This is a genomic window from Pollutimonas thiosulfatoxidans (assembly GCF_004022565.1).
GTDB lineage: Bacteria > Pseudomonadota > Gammaproteobacteria > Burkholderiales > Burkholderiaceae_B > Pusillimonas_D > Pusillimonas_D thiosulfatoxidans.
Window position 1 is genome coordinate 199,432 of sequence record NZ_CP022987.1, and the last position, 15,449, is coordinate 214,880.

Sequence of the window (15,449 nt, forward strand, 5' to 3'; positions counted from 1 at the left end):
TTATTGCCAGCCGCGCAAGGCACTGACGGCGGCGATCAGGGCCAGACCGGCGGTTTCTGTTCGCAAGACGCGCTGGCCGAAGCGTACGCCGGTCAGGCCGTGACGCTCCACCAGCGCCAGCTCCGCTTCCGACCACCCGCCTTCAGGCCCCACCAACAGCGTCAATTCGTCACCTGCGGTCGACAAGGCCTGTTCGAGTGTTTGGGCACTGCCCGGATGACAGAACAACATGGAAGTCGCTGCGTCCGGACGGGCTTCCAGCCAGCCGGCGAGCGTCTGCGGCGCCAGCACTTCCATGATGCGGTTGCGGCCACTTTGTTCGCTTGCCGCCTGGGCAATGCGCTGCCAGTGCGCCAGACGCTTCTGCAGACGCTCGCCCGATAGCTGCAGCACGCTGCGTTGCGCGGCAATGGGAGCGACGCAGGCGGCTCCCAGTTCAACCGCCTTCTCGATCACCCAATCCATTTTGTCGCTGGCCGCGATGCCTTGCGCGAGGGTGATGCGCCCGGGCAGCTCTGCTTCCACGGGGTCGTGAGCCCCCAGCTCGGCGTAACCGCGCTTGCCGTCGATGAGGAGGCGAGCGGGGTATTGCCCGCCCCGACCATCGAATAACACGATGGGCGCGCCGGCCGGCAGACGCAACACCCGCAAGGCATGGTGCGCCAGCGCGACCGGCAGGGCGATCGTGGTATTTGGAGCCAACGGCTCGGGAATGTAGAAGCGGGAAGTTGCCATGGGGTAGGTGGTAAAATCGTAGGCTTTGTAAACCATAATGAAGGGGTTGGGCCCATTTTAGGGCCTGACGCCTCGTGCGAGTCTTCAATGAGCCTTACGCCTGCCCAAGATTCGTCCATGGCCAACGCCATACGTGCGCTTTCCATGGACGCAGTTCAACAAGCCAACTCGGGGCATCCCGGGGCGCCCATGGGCATGGCAGACATCGCCGAGGTCCTCTGGACCCGGCATCTGCGGCACAATCCGTCCGACCCCGCATGGGCCAACCGCGACCGCTTCGTGTTGTCCAACGGCCACGGATCCATGCTGATCTACGCCTTGCTGCATCTTACCGGCTACGACCTGCCTATCGAAGAGCTCCGCAATTTCCGCAAATTGCATTCACGTACCCCCGGGCACCCCGAGGTGGGTATTACCGCAGGTGTAGAGACCACCACCGGGCCGCTGGGCCAGGGGCTGGCCAATGCGGTGGGCATGGCCTTGAGCGAAGCCTTGCTGGCGGAAGAGTTCAATCGCCAGGGCCACGCCGTGGTCGACCACTACACCTATGCCTTCGTGGGCGATGGTTGCCTGATGGAAGGCATTTCGCACGAAGTTTGCTCGCTGGCCGGTACGCTCAAGCTGTCCAAGCTGATCGTGTTTTACGACGACAACGGCATTTCCATTGACGGCCGCGTCGAGAACTGGTTCGGCGACGATACGCCCACGCGCTTCAAGAGCTATGGCTGGAACGTCCTGCCCGGCGTGGACGGTCACGATAGCCAGGCTGTGGATCGCGCCATCGCTCAGGCGAAAGACCTGGCAGCCCAGGGCAAGGGCCCCACACTGATCTGCTGTCGCACCGTGATCGGCAAGGGCGCGCCCAATGCCGCCGGCAGCGAGAAGGTCCATGGCGCCGCCTTGGGCGCCGCGGAAATCGAGGCTACCCGTGTAGCGCTGAACTGGCCTCATGCAGCCTTCGAGATCCCGGCCGACATCTATGCACACTGGGACGCCAAACAGCAAGGGCAGCAACAGCAAGCCGAATGGCAAACGCGCTTCGACGCCTACGCGCAGGCCTTCCCGACCGAAGCCGCCGAACTGCAACGCCGCATGGCCGGCGACTTGCCCGCTGACTTTGCCGAGCGTAGCGTCGCCTTCATCGAGGCCACCAGCCAAAAGGCCGAAACCGTCGCCAGCCGCAAGGCTTCCCAGTTGGCCATCACCGCCTTGGTCGAGATGCTGCCCGAAATGCTGGGCGGATCGGCCGACCTGACCGGATCAAACCTTACCGACTGGAAGGGGGCGCAGGCCGTTCGTGCGGGACAGCCGCAACTGCAGTTTGGGCGCCACATCAACTACGGCGTGCGCGAGTTCGGCATGGCTGCCATCATGAACGGCGTGGCGCTGCATGGCGGCTACCTGCCTTTCGGCGGCACCTTCCTGACCTTTTCCGACTACTCGCGCAATGCCCTGCGCATGGCGGCGCTTATGAAGCAACGGGTGGTGCATGTATTCACGCACGACTCCATCGGCCTGGGCGAAGACGGCCCCACCCACCAGTCGGTCGAGCATGCCGCCAGCTTGCGCCTGATACCCAACCTGCATGTGTGGCGCCCTTGCGATACGACCGAAACCGCCGTCGCATGGGTTTGCGCCATCCAGCGGCCCGTCAGCGTGGGCATGACCGTGCGCGACGGTGGCCCATCGGCATTGCTGCTGTCGCGGCAAAATCTGCCATTTGTTGACCGCGACGCCGATACGATCGCAGCCATCCAGCGTGGCGGCTATGTATTGCGCGACGCCAAAGATGCCAAGGCGGTAATCATTGCCACCGGCTCGGAAGTCGGCTTGGCCCTGGCTGCACAAGAACAACTGGCGCAACAGGGCGTGGCGGTGCGGGTCGTGTCCATGCCTTGCACCAATGTCTTCGACGCGCAGGACGCTCAGTGGCGCGAAGCCGTCTTGCCCAAGGGCCTGCCGCGTGTAGCGGTGGAGGCCGGCGTAACTGCCGGCTGGTACAAGTATGTTGGTCTGGACGGTGCAGTGGTTGGTCTGGACACTTATGGCGAATCGGCCCCGGCTGGCGATTTGTTCACGTATTTTGGCTTGACTGCCGAGCGCGTTGCTGCGGCCGTCGAACAGGTTTTATAAAACAGGAGAGCATCAATGACCATACGTGTGGCGATCAACGGTTACGGCCGTATCGGCCGTAATATTTTGCGGGCCCTTTACGAAAGCGGCAAGAAACACGACATCCAGATCGTGGCCATCAACGACCTGGGCGACCCCAAGACCAACGCGCACCTGACGCGTTTTGACACGGCTCATGGCAAATTCCCAGGCACGGTCGAGGTCGACGGCGACTACATGGTCGTCAATGGCGATCGTATTCGCGTGCTGGCCAACCGCGACCCGGCCGCTTTGCCCTGGGGCGAGCTGAATGTCGATGTGGTGCTCGAGTGCACCGGTTTCTTCACCAGCAAAGAAAAAGCCAGCGCCCACCTGCGCGGCGGCGCCAAAAAGGTGATTATCTCGGCGCCTGGTGGCAAGGATGTCGACGCCACCATCGTGTACGGCGTCAATCACTCGGTCCTCAAGGCCAGCGATACCGTTATTTCGAATGCATCGTGCACCACCAACTGCCTGGCTCCGCTGGTTCATCCGCTGCACCAGAAGCTGGGCATCGTCAATGGCTTGATGACGACGGTGCATGCCTATACCAACGACCAGGTTCTTACCGACGTCTATCACGAAGACCTGCGCCGCGCGCGTTCGGCCACGACCAGCATGATCCCGACCAAGACTGGCGCGGCATCGGCTGTGGGTCTGGTGCTGCCCGAGCTGAACGGCAAGCTGGACGGTTATGCCATCCGCGTGCCTACGCTTAACGTGTCCATTGTCGATCTGTCTTTCGTTGCGGCGCGTGAAACTTCGGTCGAAGAGGTCAACGGCATCCTGAAGGCTGCGGCCAGCGAAGGTCCGCTGAAGGGTATTTTGAACTACACGGAAGAGCCGCTGGTGTCGATCGACTTCAATCACGACCCCGCTTCGAGCACCGTCGATGCCGGCCTGACCAAGGTCTCCGGCACCCTGGTCAAGGTAGGCTCCTGGTACGACAACGAGTGGGGTTTCTCCAATCGTATGCTCGATACCACGGTGGCACTGATGGCCGCCAAGTAATCGGCCGCACCACCGGTACATTGAAGGGCGGGGCAACCCGCCCTTGCCATATCCGCTTGCCATATCTGTCATGTTGCCTCAGGATTCAACCATCATGCCCACCATCAATACCCTGAAGTCTCTTGCCCAGTCGGGCGCGCTTGCCGGCAAGCGTGTCTTCATCCGTTCTGACCTCAATGTGCCCCTGAAGGATGGCCAGGTCACTGAAGATACCCGCATACGGGCTTCGGTTCCGGCCATACGCATGGCGCTGGATGCCGGCGCCGCCGTCATGGTCACCTCGCACCTTGGACGGCCGACCGAAGGTACCGTGGGTCCGGACGACACCCTGGCGCCGGTGGCGCGTCGCTTGTCCGAAGTGCTCGGACAGCCCGTCGACCTGATCTCCGACTGGGTGGACGGCGTCAATGCCGAAGTCGGCCGGGTGCTCCTGCTCGAGAACTGCCGTTGCAACGTAGGCGAGAAAAAAAACGATCCTGAACTGGCACGCAAGATGGCGGCCCTGTGCGATGTCTACGTCAACGATGCCTTCGGCACAGCGCATCGCGCCGAGGCCACTACCCATGGCATTGCGCAGTTTGCGCCGGTCGCCTGTGCCGGCCCGCTGCTTGCCGCCGAACTGGACGCGCTGGGCCGCGCGCTGCAGAATCCCCAGCGCCCGCTGGTAGCCATCGTGGGCGGGTCCAAGGTGTCAACCAAACTTTCCATCCTCAAGTCGCTGGCCGAGAAGGTCGATCAACTGGTGGTGGGCGGGGGTATTGCCAATACCTTCATGCTGGCTGCCGGACTGCCCGTCGGCAAGTCGCTGGCCGAACACGACCAGGTGGATCAGGCGCGTGCCGTCATCGACATGATGAAACAACGCGGTGCCGCCGTGCCCATACCGGTGGACGTGGTGTGTGCCAAGGCCTTCAGCGCCGACGCAGCCGCAACGGTCAAGGCCGCCGACCAGGTCGATACTGACGACCAGATTCTCGATATCGGTCCTGAAACCGCTGAACAATTGGCCGCCATCATCAAACAGGCCGGCACTATCGTCTGGAATGGACCGGTGGGCGTGTTCGAGTTCGACGCCTTTGCAAACGGCACCGAGGTGGTCTCCAAGGCCATTGCCGACGCCGAAGGTTTCTCGATCGCGGGCGGCGGCGATACCTTGGCCGCAATTGCCAAATACCATATTGGCGATCGCGTCGGCTATATTTCCACAGGTGGCGGGGCCTTCCTCGAGTTCCTGGAAGGCAAGACCTTGCCCGCCGTCCAAGTGTTGGAGCAGCGCGCGCAGGGCTAAGTACCCGGGCCGTGGTGTCGCAATGCCGGCGCGCTTGTCGCCGGCAAAATTTGGGAGCGCAATATGATCTACCAAAACTTCATTGGCAACCAGTGGTTCAGTGCGCTCACCGGCGAGACGATAGCGGTCTACGATCCCTCGACGGGCCAGGAATACGCCGAGATCGCGCGGTCGGGAGCCTCGGATATCGATGCCGCGGTACGGGCGGCCCGAACGGCTTACGAAGGGGCATGGGGCAAAACCAGCCCGGCCGAGCGCAGTCGCTTGCTGCTGCGCCTCAGTGTGGCACTGCAAGACCAACTGGAAGTCTTGGCGCAGATCGAATCCCGCGATACCGGCAAGCCCATGAAGCAGGCGCGCGCCGACGCCGCTGCGGTGGCGCGCTACGCCGAGTTCTACGCGGGTGCGGCCGACAAGCTGCATGGCGCGACCATTCCCTATCCGCGCGACTATACCGTCATGACAGTGCGCGAGCCGCACGGTGTCACCGGCCATATCGTTCCCTGGAATTACCCGCTGCAGATATTCGGTCGTAGCGTCTTCGCGTCGCTGGCCGCAGGCAACGCTTGCGTGGTCAAGCCGGCCGAGGACGCCTGTCTGTCGCTGCTGAAGGTGGCCGAGATCGCGGCCGACGTCGGGCTGCCTGCCGGTGCGCTTAATATTTGCACCGGGTTGGGCGCTGAGGCCGGCGCCGCCTTGTCGGCCCACGCCGGCATCGATCACATTTCATTTACCGGTTCGCCGCAAGCCGGGCAGCAAGTGGCCATAGCTGCCGCTGCGCACTTTGCGCCGGTCACGCTTGAACTGGGCGGTAAATCTCCGCAAATCTTGTTTTCTGACGCCGATATCGAGGCAGCGTTGCCGGTGGTCCTGAACGCCATCATCCAAAACGCGGGGCAGACCTGTTCGGCCGGCAGCCGCCTGTTGGTGCAGCGTGCCATCTATGCTGATGTCATCGCACGCCTGTCCGAGCTTTTTCAGGCTACCCGCACGGGCGCCGCCAGCGACGACCCGGATTGCGGCCCCCTGATCAACGCCCGCCAACTGGAAAGGGTGCGGTCCTTCCTGGGGTCGGCAGACGAGGCAGGCATCCTGGTGGCTGCGCGGGGCGTCCTGGATGCTAACGCGCCTGGCGGTGGCTACTACCAGGCACCGGTGCTGCTGGCCGATGTGCCGCCCGATCACCGCTTGGCGCAGGAAGAAATTTTCGGTCCGGTGCTGTCGGCGATCCCTTTCGAGACCGAAGCGCAGGCGCTGCATATCGCCAACAACACCCCCTTCGGCCTGGTGGCCGGTATCTGGACGAGCGACGGTGCGCGGCAGCTGCGCATGGCTCGCGCCATTCGGTCCGGTCAGGTCTTCATCAACAATTACGGCGCGGGCGGCGGCGTCGAACTGCCGTTTGGCGGTACCGGCCAGTCCGGTTATGGCCGTGAAAAAGGCTTTGAGGCCTTATACGGATTCACCACCCTTAAAACCATCGCCATCCGTCATTGACGTTATCAGGCGATTGCAGGAGCAACATGTCTGTATTTCAGCCGCTCGTACGCGAGCATCCCGACCAGCTATTGGTCGGATTGGTTTCGATTTCCGACCGGGCCGCTAGCGGCACCTATGAAGACCAGGGCATCCCGGCGCTGCAGTCGTGGCTGACGGGCGCCCTGACCCGGCCGCCGCAGTGCGTGTCCCGGCTGATTCCCGATGATGTCGGCCAGATATCGGCCACCCTCATCCATTTGGTGGATCGTCTGGGCTGCGATCTGATTCTTACCACCGGAGGCACCGGGCCGGCGCGACGCGATGTAACGCCGGAGGCGACCCTGGCCGTAGGCAGCCGCGAAATGCCAGGCTTTGGCGAGCAGATGCGCCAGATCAGCCTGCAGTTCGTGCCTACAGCCATTCTGTCGCGCCAGGTGGCGGTTATCCGCGAGAAACCAGGCCATGCCGCCTTGATCATCAACTTGCCGGGGCAGCCGCGCGCCATCCAGGAAACCCTGGAAGGCTTGAAAGAGGCCGACGGCAAGGTACTGACACCGGGAATTTTCGCCGCTGTGCCTTACTGCATAGACCTGATCGGTGGGCCATATGTCGAAACCCACGATCACATCGTCAAGGCATTTCGGCCTAAGTCCGCCATTCGGGGCGATGGGGTAAAATAGGGCCAACCCCTTCAATTGATTTCAGGAGTCTTTTCATGGCCCTTGTTTCCATGCGCCAGCTGCTCGACCATGCAGCCGAGAATAGCTATGGCATCCCCGCATTCAACGTCAACAACCTTGAACAAGTTCAGGCGATCATGGAAGCGGCCGCTGAAACCGATAGCCCCGTGATCATGCAGGCCTCGGCTGGCGCGCGCAAGTACGCCGGCGAAGGCTTCCTGAAGTACCTTATCCAGGCTGCCGTCGAAACCTATCCCCATATTCCGGTCGTCATGCACCAAGACCACGGGCAGTCGCCCGCAGTGTGCAAGGGCGCCATCGACCTGGGCTTTACCAGTGTCATGATGGACGGCTCCTTAATGGAAGACGGAAAATCCGTCGCCGACTACGATTACAACGTCGATGTTACCCGCCGGGTGGTCGAAATGGCCCACAAGCTGGGCGTCACGGTCGAAGGCGAACTCGGTTGCCTGGGCTCGCTGGAAACCATGATGGGCGACAAAGAAGACGGTCACGGTGCCGAAGGCACCATGACCATGGAGCAACTGCTTACCGATCCCGAGCAGGCGGCCGACTTCGTGCGCCAGACCCAACTGGACGCCCTGGCCATTGCCATTGGCACCAGCCATGGCGCCTATAAGTTCACGCGCAAGCCCACGGGCGATATCCTGTCCATTTCGCGCATCAAGGAAATCCACCACCGCCTGCCCAATACGCACTTGGTCATGCACGGCAGCTCCAGCGTGCCCCAGGACCTTCTTGCTGAAATCCGCGAGTTCGGCGGCGACATGAAGGAAACCTACGGTGTGCCTGTGGAAGAAATCCAAGAGGCCATCAAGTTCGGCGTACGCAAGATCAACATCGATACCGACATCCGCCTGGCCATGACCGGCGCCATCCGTCGTTTTATGGGCGAAAACCCCAGCAAGTTCGACCCGCGCGAATACCTGAAACCCGCTCGCGAAGCTGCCAAGAAGATCTGCCTGCAGCGTTACGAGCAGTTCGGTACGGCGGGCAATGCCAGCAAGATCAAGGTCATTCCCTTGGACGAAATGGCGCGTCGTTACGCCGCCGGCGAGCTGGCCCAGGTCGTACAGTAAATGGGTTTGCACGAATCGAGCTTGACGTCGTTGCCCCTGCTGGGTCGCGGCAAGGTCCGCGACATGTATGCGGTGGGTGACGACAAGCTGCTTATTGTGGCTAGCGATCGCATCTCTGCCTTTGACGTCATTTTGGACGATCCCATACCGGGCAAGGGCCGGGTGTTGACCGAACTTACCGAGTTCTGGTTGAAAAAGCTTGCGCATATCGTGCCCAACCATGCCACCGGCATTCTTCCCGAAGAGGTCGTCACGGCGGCCGAGCGGGTTCAGGTCGCCGGTCGCGCGGTGGTCGTCAAGCGGCTAAAACCTATACTGGTCGAGGCTGTGGCGCGTGGCTACCTGATAGGCTCTGGCTGGAACGACTACCAACGGACCGGCGCGGTTTGCGGCATTGCCCTGCCCGAAGGCCTGCGGCAGGCCGACAAGCTGCCTCAGCCCATCTTTACCCCGGCGGCCAAGGCCGAGTTCGGCCAGCATGACGAGAACGTTGACTTCGACTACGTGGTTCGGGAAATCGGTCCGGCGCTGGCCGAGCAAGTGCGCGACATCACCTTGCGGCTGTATACCGAGGCGGCTCAGTACGCCGCAACCAAGGGCATCATCATCGCCGACACCAAGTTCGAGTTCGGCCTGGACGACGATGGGCGCCTGCATCTCATGGACGAAGTCCTTACGCCCGATTCGTCGCGGTTCTGGCCGGCAGACAGCTATGCCGTCGGCATCAGCCCGCCATCGTTCGACAAGCAGTTCGTTCGCGACTGGCTCGAAACCCAGGATTGGGACAAAACACCGCCGGCGCCCCGACTCCCGGCCGAAGTCGCCGCCAAGACCGGCGCCAAATACCAAGAGGCACTAACGCGTCTGACGACGACTGGCTAACTATCACATGAGCGATGTGACCGACAAGCAGGCCCCCTTGCCGACAGTGGGCATCATCATGGGTTCTTCCAGCGACTGGGACACCATGAAGCATGCCGCTGATATCCTTGACGAGTTCGGCGTCGCGCACGACATTCGCGTGGTGTCGGCGCACCGCATGCCGCTGGACATGGTCGATTACGGCGCCCAGGCGCACGACCGCGGCTTGCGGGCCATTATTGCCGGCGCAGGTGGCGCCGCCCACCTGCCCGGCATGATGGCGGCACTCACCGCCGTGCCGGTGTACGGCGTACCCGTACCATCCAGGTATCTGCGCGGCGAAGACTCCTTGCTGTCCATCGTTCAAATGCCCAAGGGCGTTCCTGTGGCGACCTTCGCCATCGGCGAGGCGGGCGCCGCCAACGCGGCTTTGCATGTCGTGGCCGGCCTGGCAACCACCGACCCATCGTTGCAGCGCAAGCTGGCCGATTACCGCGCCCGCCAGACCGATGCCGCGCGCGGCATGGTCGTGCCACCGCCGCCTACGTTTTAGGGTTACGTCTCAATGAATAAAGTTTCCACATCCGGGCCTGTGATGCCCGGTGCCTGGCTGGGCATGATAGGCGGCGGACAACTGGGCCGCATGTTTTGCCATGCGGCGCAAGCGCTGGGTTACAAGGTGGCAGTGCTGGATCCCGACGAAAATAGTCCGGCCGGCGCTGTGGCCGATCATCATTTTTGTGCGGCCTACGACGATGCCACAGCGCTGGCGGCCTTGTCCGCGCGTTGCGAGGCCATCACCACCGAGTTCGAGAACGTACCGGCGCAAAGCCTGCGCACCTTGTCAGAAAGCGCAAGGGTAAGCCCCTCGGCCGATGCGGTGGCGATCGTGCAGGACCGCATTCGCGAGAAAGCCTTTATCGACGATGCCGGCGTGGCCGTGGCGCCTTATGTGGCGGTCACTCAGGCCAGCGCCATCGCTACGGCGCCCGATGGGCTCTTTCCCGGCATCCTGAAAGCCGCCCGCCTAGGTTACGACGGCAAGGGGCAGGCCAGGGTCAAGACGCGTGAAGAGGCGCTGGCCGCCTTCGAGCAGTTTGGCCGCGTACCTTGCGTGCTGGAAGCGATGCTGCCTTTGCAAAGCGAATTTTCCATAGTCATTGCGCGCGGCGCGGACGGTGACACGGTCAGCTATCCGCTGGCCCAGAACGAACACCGTGACGGCATCCTGGCCGTTTCGTCGGTCGATGCCGCGCTGGTGGCTATTGCCGCCGCCGACCAGGGCGCGGCCGCAGCCGACAAAATTGCCCGCGCCCTCGATTATGTGGGCGTGCTGTGCGTGGAGTTTTTCGTCTTGAGGGATGGCAGCGTGGTGGCCAACGAGATCGCGCCGCGTCCGCACAATAGCGGTCACTACACCATGGACGCCTGCATCAGCAGCCAGTTCGAACAGCAGGCCCGGGCCATGTCCGGCCTGCCCTTGGGCAGTACGGCGATTTTGTGTCCGGCGGTCATGCTCAATATTTTGGGTGATGTGTGGTTTGGCCAGGACGGCACAAAGCGCGAGCCTGATTGGGTTGCCGTGCTGGCTGTTCCGGGTGCGAAACTCCATTTGTATGGCAAGGCCGAAGCCCGCCGGGGTCGCAAGATGGGACATGTGAACATCCTGGGTGCCACGCTGCACGAAGCGCAAAGCCGTGCTGCGCAAGTTGCACACGCTTTGAACATCGCCTACGCGCCATGAGCGCTCCCGCTCCGATCGATATCGACGCGACGGCTCTCGCGCTGGCCGCGGCGCAGCTGGATGCCGGCGAACTGGTCGCGTTTCCCACCGAAACGGTTTATGGCCTGGGCGCGGACGCCGAGAATCCGCTGGCCGTCGCCCGTATCTATCAAGCGAAAGGCAGGCCTGCCAAGCACCCTGTCATTGTGCACCTGGCGCCGGGCGCCGATATCGATTATTGGGCGCAGCAGGTTCCACCGGAGGCGCGGCTATTGATCGGCGCCTTCTGGCCGGGCCCCTTGACCTTGATTTTGAAGCGAGCTGATCACATACCGGCGGCCGTCAGTGGCGGACAGGCCAGCATAGGCTTGCGTTGCCCCTCGCACCCGGTGGCCCAGGCATTGCTGACCGCCTTCGCTGCCTGCAAGCGCAATGGCCAGGGCGGCGTGGCAGCGCCTTCGGCAAACCGGTACGGTCATGTTTCGCCGACTCAGGCCGAGCACGTACGCGCCGAATTTCCCGAGCTGGTAGCCGGCGGGATGACCATACTGGAAGGTGGGCAGGCCGACGTGGGCATCGAGTCCACCATACTCGATGTGTCGCGGCTGGAAGAAGTCGGTCCGGTCTTGTTAAGGCCGGGCCATATCACGGCAGTCCAGATTGCCGAGGTGCTCGGTGTGATGCCCCTGGCGCCCGACGAGGCGGCGCCACGGGTGTCAGGATCCTTGAAAGCGCACTACGCCCCCATGACGCCGCTGAGCGTTCTGCCTCGCGAAGCACTGCTAGCCCATGCCGCCGCCGCGTCGGATCGCCTGGTTGCCGTCCTGTTTGCCGAGCCGCCCGTCGATGCGAATCCGCTGGTGGACTGGCTGGCATGTCCATCAGACCCCGTGCGATATGCGCGCGAGCTTTACGCCTTGTTGCGGCGCCTGGACAAGCAGGGTTATAGCGGCATATTGATGGAACAACCGCCGCGTACCGCTGCCTGGCAGGCTGTGAACGACCGCATTGGTCGCGCGGCGGCCGCCTTCCTGTAAACCAAGGCGCTACGGCGCCATGGTTTGCTACACGCCCAGGTAGCGCGTCAGGACGTCGGGGCTTTTCGCAAGCACCGGGCTGGCTTCCGACTCGACCAGACAACCTTTTTCCAGCACGATGCAGCGATCCGTGTGCGCCAGTACTTTGCGGTAGTTGCGGTCCACAATAAGCGCCGACATGCCGGTCTCGCGCACTGCCGCAATAATGCGCCAGATCTCGGCGATGATCAGCGGGGCCAGGCCTTCGGTGGCTTCGTCCAGTATGAGCACGTCGGGGTTGGTCATCAGGGCGCGCCCGATGGCCAACATCTGTTGTTCGCCACCCGACAACTGCTGTCCGCCATGATCCAGTCTTTCAGACAGACGCGGGAAGGTCTGCAGCACCCGCTCGTAGGTCCAGTCGTTGCGCCCGTCAAAGCCGGGTCGCGCCGCGACCTGCAGATTTTCGCGCACATTCAGGTTGGGAAATATGCCGCGGCCTTCGGGGACATAAGCCACCCCCAGTCGGGACACCTGGTAAGGCGCGGCCCGCGTGCAGTTCCTGCCGCGTATGGTGATGCTGCCGCCACTGGCCGGCACATGCCCCATGATGCTGCGGATCAGCGTTGTCTTGCCCATGCCGTTACGCCCCAGCAAGCCGATGGACTCGCCGGCATGGATGGTCAGGTCGATGCCCTGCAGTACGTGGCTTGCGCCATAGTGCGCGTGGATGTCGCGCGCCTCGATGAGCGTTGTCATTCGCCTTCCCCCAGATAGGCGGTTTGCACCTCGGGATTATCGCGGATGGATTGGGGGTCACCATGGGCGATCACGCGGCCGTTGACCATGACGGTGATTTCGTCGGCGATTCTGAAGACGGCGTCCATGTCGTGTTCAACCAGCAGGATGGCGTGTTGGGTCTTGAGCGACGAAAGCAGCGCAAGCATGCGGTCCGTCTCTTCCGAGCCCATGCCCGCGAGCGGTTCGTCCAGCAACAGCACGGTGGGGGCGGTGGCCAGGCTCATGGCGATTTCCAACTGGCGCTTGCGTCCGTGCGAGAGCAGGCCGGCGATGTGCGATGCATCGTCTTTCAGGCCGGCCAATTCAAGCGCGTGTTGCGCTGCATCGGTACTGTAGCGGCACTTGCCCGCCGGCGCGGCCCAGTTCCAGAAATGTTGTTGCCTGGCTTGCGCAGCCAGTCGGCAGTTTTCGTGCACAGTCAGGCTTGGAAATATGGTGGTGCGTTGATAGCTGCGTCCCAGGCCGGCTCGGGCTCGACGCGGCTGTGGCCAGGTGGTGACCTCTTGCTGGTGCAGGAAAATACTGCCCTCGTCGGGGGCGAGTTCGCCAGCCAATACGCTGACCAAGGTGGACTTGCCCGCACCATTGGTGCCGATCACGGCATGGACTGCGCCGCGCGACAGGCTGACCGACACCTGGTCCAGCGCGGTCAGTCCACGAAAGCGACGCGTGATATTGCGGGCGGACAGAAGTTCGTTTGTCATTTCTATCCTTGCGTGGACGCTGGAGACGCGGCGGAGCGACGGGCGCGCCGTTGCGCGGCCAGTCCGATCAGCCCGTTGGGCATGAAAGCGACCAGCGCGATAATCGACAGGCCAAAGGTAAGATGCCAATGGGTGGCCCAGTCGCCAAAGAGCGCTTGCGATTGGAATGCCTCTTGAAGCAGCGTCAGGGCGGCAGCCCCCAGCACGGCGCCCCAAAGCCGGCTGCTGCCGCCCAGGATAACCATGAGCAGCACCAGGCCTGATTGTTCCCAAGCCAGCAGTTCCGGGTTTACAAAGCCGTCTTTGGCGGCATAGAGCAAGCCGCTGATTCCGGCCAGCGCGCCAGCCAGGCCGTAGGCCACGAGCTTGTAATTGAAGGTGGAATAGCCGGCGCTGCGCATGCGTTGTTCGTTGACCCGGATGCCGGTCAATGCGGCGCCGAAGCGCGAGCGCATCAACATGGCCAGGAAGGCCCATGTCAGCAGCAGGCAAGCCAGCGTGAACAGATAAAAATGCAGCGGGCTGTCGATATTGAGCAGTACCGTATCGCCAAGCCGCAGCTCGGGGCGAAAGTACAGGTAGATGCCGTCGCTGCCACCGCCCACGTCGGTATCATGGAAGACGTAGTAGGCCATCTGCGAAAAAGCCAGGGTGACCATAATGAAATACACACCCTTGGTACGCAACGAAAGCGCACCGGTAACCAAGGCATAGAGCAGGGCGGCGCACATGGCGATAGGCAACAGTACGAACAGGTTGCCGGGCCCCGACTCTGGCGAGTACAGCGTGGTGGTGTAAGCGGCAATGCCAAAGAAGGCGGCATGGCCCAGGCTGACCAACCCGGTGCCTCCGACCAATAATTGCAGGCTTAGCGCGAAGATCGAATAGATCATGATCTTGACGGCCAGGCTGATGTAGTAGTCGCTGGCGAGCAGCGGAAACAGAACGGCCAGACCAAGCAGACCGAGCAGGCACAGGTTGCGAAATGTGGCTTGCATGGGTAAGTTAGCCTTGCTTGAATAGCCCTTCGGGCCGGAACAAAAGAATACCGGCCATCAGTACGTAGACCAGAACACCGGCGATGCCAGGAAAGAAAACCTGGCCGAAAGTATCGACGAAGCCGACCAGCATCGCTGCGAGGAAGGCTCCCTTGATGGAGCCGATGCCGCCGATAACGACGACGACGAAGCAAATAATAAGCACGCTGTTGCCCATGCCGGGATACACGGACGATACCGGTGCCGCGATGGCGCCTGCCAGCGCCGCCAGTGCGACCCCAATGGCGAACACAATGCGATAGAGCCGATTGATGTCTATGCCCAGGGAGCTGATCATTTCCCGATTGCTGGCGCCGGCACGGATCATCATGCCCAGCCTGGTGTGGGCCAGCACCCAGTAAAGCCCGGCTGCGACCACCAAGCACACGCACGAGATGAACAGCCGATATACCGGGTAGGTCATGACCCCGCCCAAAGAGATGGACTCTGCCAGCCAGGCGGGGGCGGTGACGCCATGAACATCGTTACCGACCGCCAGACTGCGCAGTTCTTCAAACACCAGGATCAGGCCATAGGTCATCAGCACCTGCTGCAGGTGGTCCCGGTAGTACAGAAAACTGAAAAAAGCCCATTCCAGAAAGTAGCCCAGCAAGGCGGCCAGCCCAACACACAGCAGGACGGTGATCAGGAATCCACCGCCCAGGTAATCGGCCACCATAGGCTGAAGCGCGAAGGCCATGTAGGCCCCGATCATATAAAAGCTGCCATGGGCGAGATTGATAATGCCCATGATGCCGAAGATCAGTGTCAGGCCGCTGGCCACAAGAAACAACAACAGGCCGTACTGCACCGCGTTCAGGCACTGAATCAGGAATATGACCGGGTCCACAAGAGCTCCTTGT

General features: G+C 62.3%; 15 protein-coding genes. 10 read left to right on the forward strand and 5 right to left on the reverse strand.

Going from position 1 to position 15,449, the window contains the following annotated elements; all coding sequences use genetic code 11:
- Entirely contained in the window at window positions 1-735 is a 735-nt protein-coding gene (locus CKA81_RS00965; protein ID WP_128353620.1) for a 16S rRNA (uracil(1498)-N(3))-methyltransferase, read from the reverse strand.
- Between the two features lie 87 nt (window positions 736-822).
- Between CKA81_RS00965 and tkt the strand changes: the two genes are divergently transcribed.
- The 10 genes from tkt (at window position 823) to CKA81_RS01015 (ending at window position 12,065) form a co-directional block, all read left to right on the forward strand.
- Window positions 823-2,868 carry a transketolase gene (tkt, locus tag CKA81_RS00970; protein WP_128353621.1) on the forward strand — a complete coding sequence of 682 codons (2,046 nt, stop codon included), beginning with the start codon at window positions 823-825 and terminating at the stop codon, window positions 2,866-2,868.
- A 15-nt stretch (window positions 2,869-2,883) separates the two neighbouring features.
- Window positions 2,884-3,897 (forward strand): type I glyceraldehyde-3-phosphate dehydrogenase, encoded by a 1,014-nt coding sequence (gap, locus tag CKA81_RS00975; RefSeq protein ID WP_128353622.1) that lies wholly within the window; start codon window positions 2,884-2,886, stop codon window positions 3,895-3,897.
- Between the two features lie 94 nt (window positions 3,898-3,991).
- Window positions 3,992-5,185 (forward strand): phosphoglycerate kinase, encoded by a 1,194-nt coding sequence (locus tag CKA81_RS00980; protein WP_128353623.1) that lies wholly within the window; start codon window positions 3,992-3,994, stop codon window positions 5,183-5,185.
- Window positions 5,186-5,248: 63 nt separating this feature from the next.
- Window positions 5,249-6,682: an aldehyde dehydrogenase family protein gene (locus CKA81_RS00985; protein WP_128353624.1), complete on the forward strand. Its 1,434-nt coding sequence runs from the start codon at window positions 5,249-5,251 to the stop codon at window positions 6,680-6,682.
- Window positions 6,683-6,708: 26 nt separating this feature from the next.
- Window positions 6,709-7,344, forward strand: coding sequence for a molybdopterin adenylyltransferase (gene mog, locus CKA81_RS00990; protein ID WP_128353625.1), 636 nt, complete (start codon window positions 6,709-6,711; stop codon window positions 7,342-7,344).
- Window positions 7,345-7,379: 35 nt separating this feature from the next.
- Window positions 7,380-8,444 (forward strand): class II fructose-bisphosphate aldolase, encoded by a 1,065-nt coding sequence (fba, locus tag CKA81_RS00995; RefSeq protein ID WP_128353626.1) that lies wholly within the window; start codon window positions 7,380-7,382, stop codon window positions 8,442-8,444.
- Entirely contained in the window at window positions 8,445-9,326 is an 882-nt protein-coding gene (locus tag CKA81_RS01000) for a phosphoribosylaminoimidazolesuccinocarboxamide synthase (RefSeq protein ID WP_128353627.1), read from the forward strand. It abuts the gene before it with no gap.
- A 7-nt stretch (window positions 9,327-9,333) separates the two neighbouring features.
- A complete protein-coding gene (gene purE / locus CKA81_RS01005; RefSeq protein WP_164878311.1) occupies window positions 9,334-9,858 on the forward strand; it encodes a 5-(carboxyamino)imidazole ribonucleotide mutase in 525 nt (174 codons plus the stop codon).
- 12 nt (window positions 9,859-9,870) lie between these two features.
- Window positions 9,871-11,049 carry a 5-(carboxyamino)imidazole ribonucleotide synthase gene (locus CKA81_RS01010; protein ID WP_128353628.1) on the forward strand — a complete coding sequence of 393 codons (1,179 nt, stop codon included), beginning with the start codon at window positions 9,871-9,873 and terminating at the stop codon, window positions 11,047-11,049.
- A complete protein-coding gene (locus CKA81_RS01015; protein WP_128353629.1) occupies window positions 11,046-12,065 on the forward strand; it encodes an L-threonylcarbamoyladenylate synthase in 1,020 nt (339 codons plus the stop codon). Before CKA81_RS01010 ends, CKA81_RS01015 begins: the two co-directional genes overlap by 4 nt.
- Window positions 12,066-12,092: 27 nt before the next feature.
- On the opposite strand, the gene CKA81_RS01020 is transcribed toward CKA81_RS01015, so the two are convergent.
- Genes CKA81_RS01020 through CKA81_RS01035 form a run of 4 tightly spaced genes read right to left on the reverse strand, consistent with a single transcriptional unit; the run spans window position 12,093 to window position 15,436 of the window.
- Window positions 12,093-12,803: an ABC transporter ATP-binding protein gene (locus CKA81_RS01020; RefSeq protein WP_128353630.1), complete on the reverse strand. Its 711-nt coding sequence runs from the start codon at window positions 12,801-12,803 to the stop codon at window positions 12,093-12,095.
- Window positions 12,800-13,549: an ABC transporter ATP-binding protein gene (locus CKA81_RS01025; protein ID WP_128353631.1), complete on the reverse strand. Its 750-nt coding sequence runs from the start codon at window positions 13,547-13,549 to the stop codon at window positions 12,800-12,802. Before CKA81_RS01025 ends, CKA81_RS01020 begins: the two co-directional genes overlap by 4 nt.
- Before the next feature lie 2 nt (window positions 13,550-13,551).
- Window positions 13,552-14,547, reverse strand: a complete 996-nt coding sequence (locus tag CKA81_RS01030; protein ID WP_128353632.1) for a branched-chain amino acid ABC transporter permease — start codon at window positions 14,545-14,547, stop codon at window positions 13,552-13,554.
- A gap of 7 nt (window positions 14,548-14,554) precedes the next feature.
- Entirely contained in the window at window positions 14,555-15,436 is an 882-nt protein-coding gene (locus tag CKA81_RS01035; RefSeq protein ID WP_128353633.1) for a branched-chain amino acid ABC transporter permease, read from the reverse strand.
- Window positions 15,437-15,449: the final 13 nt, after the last annotated feature.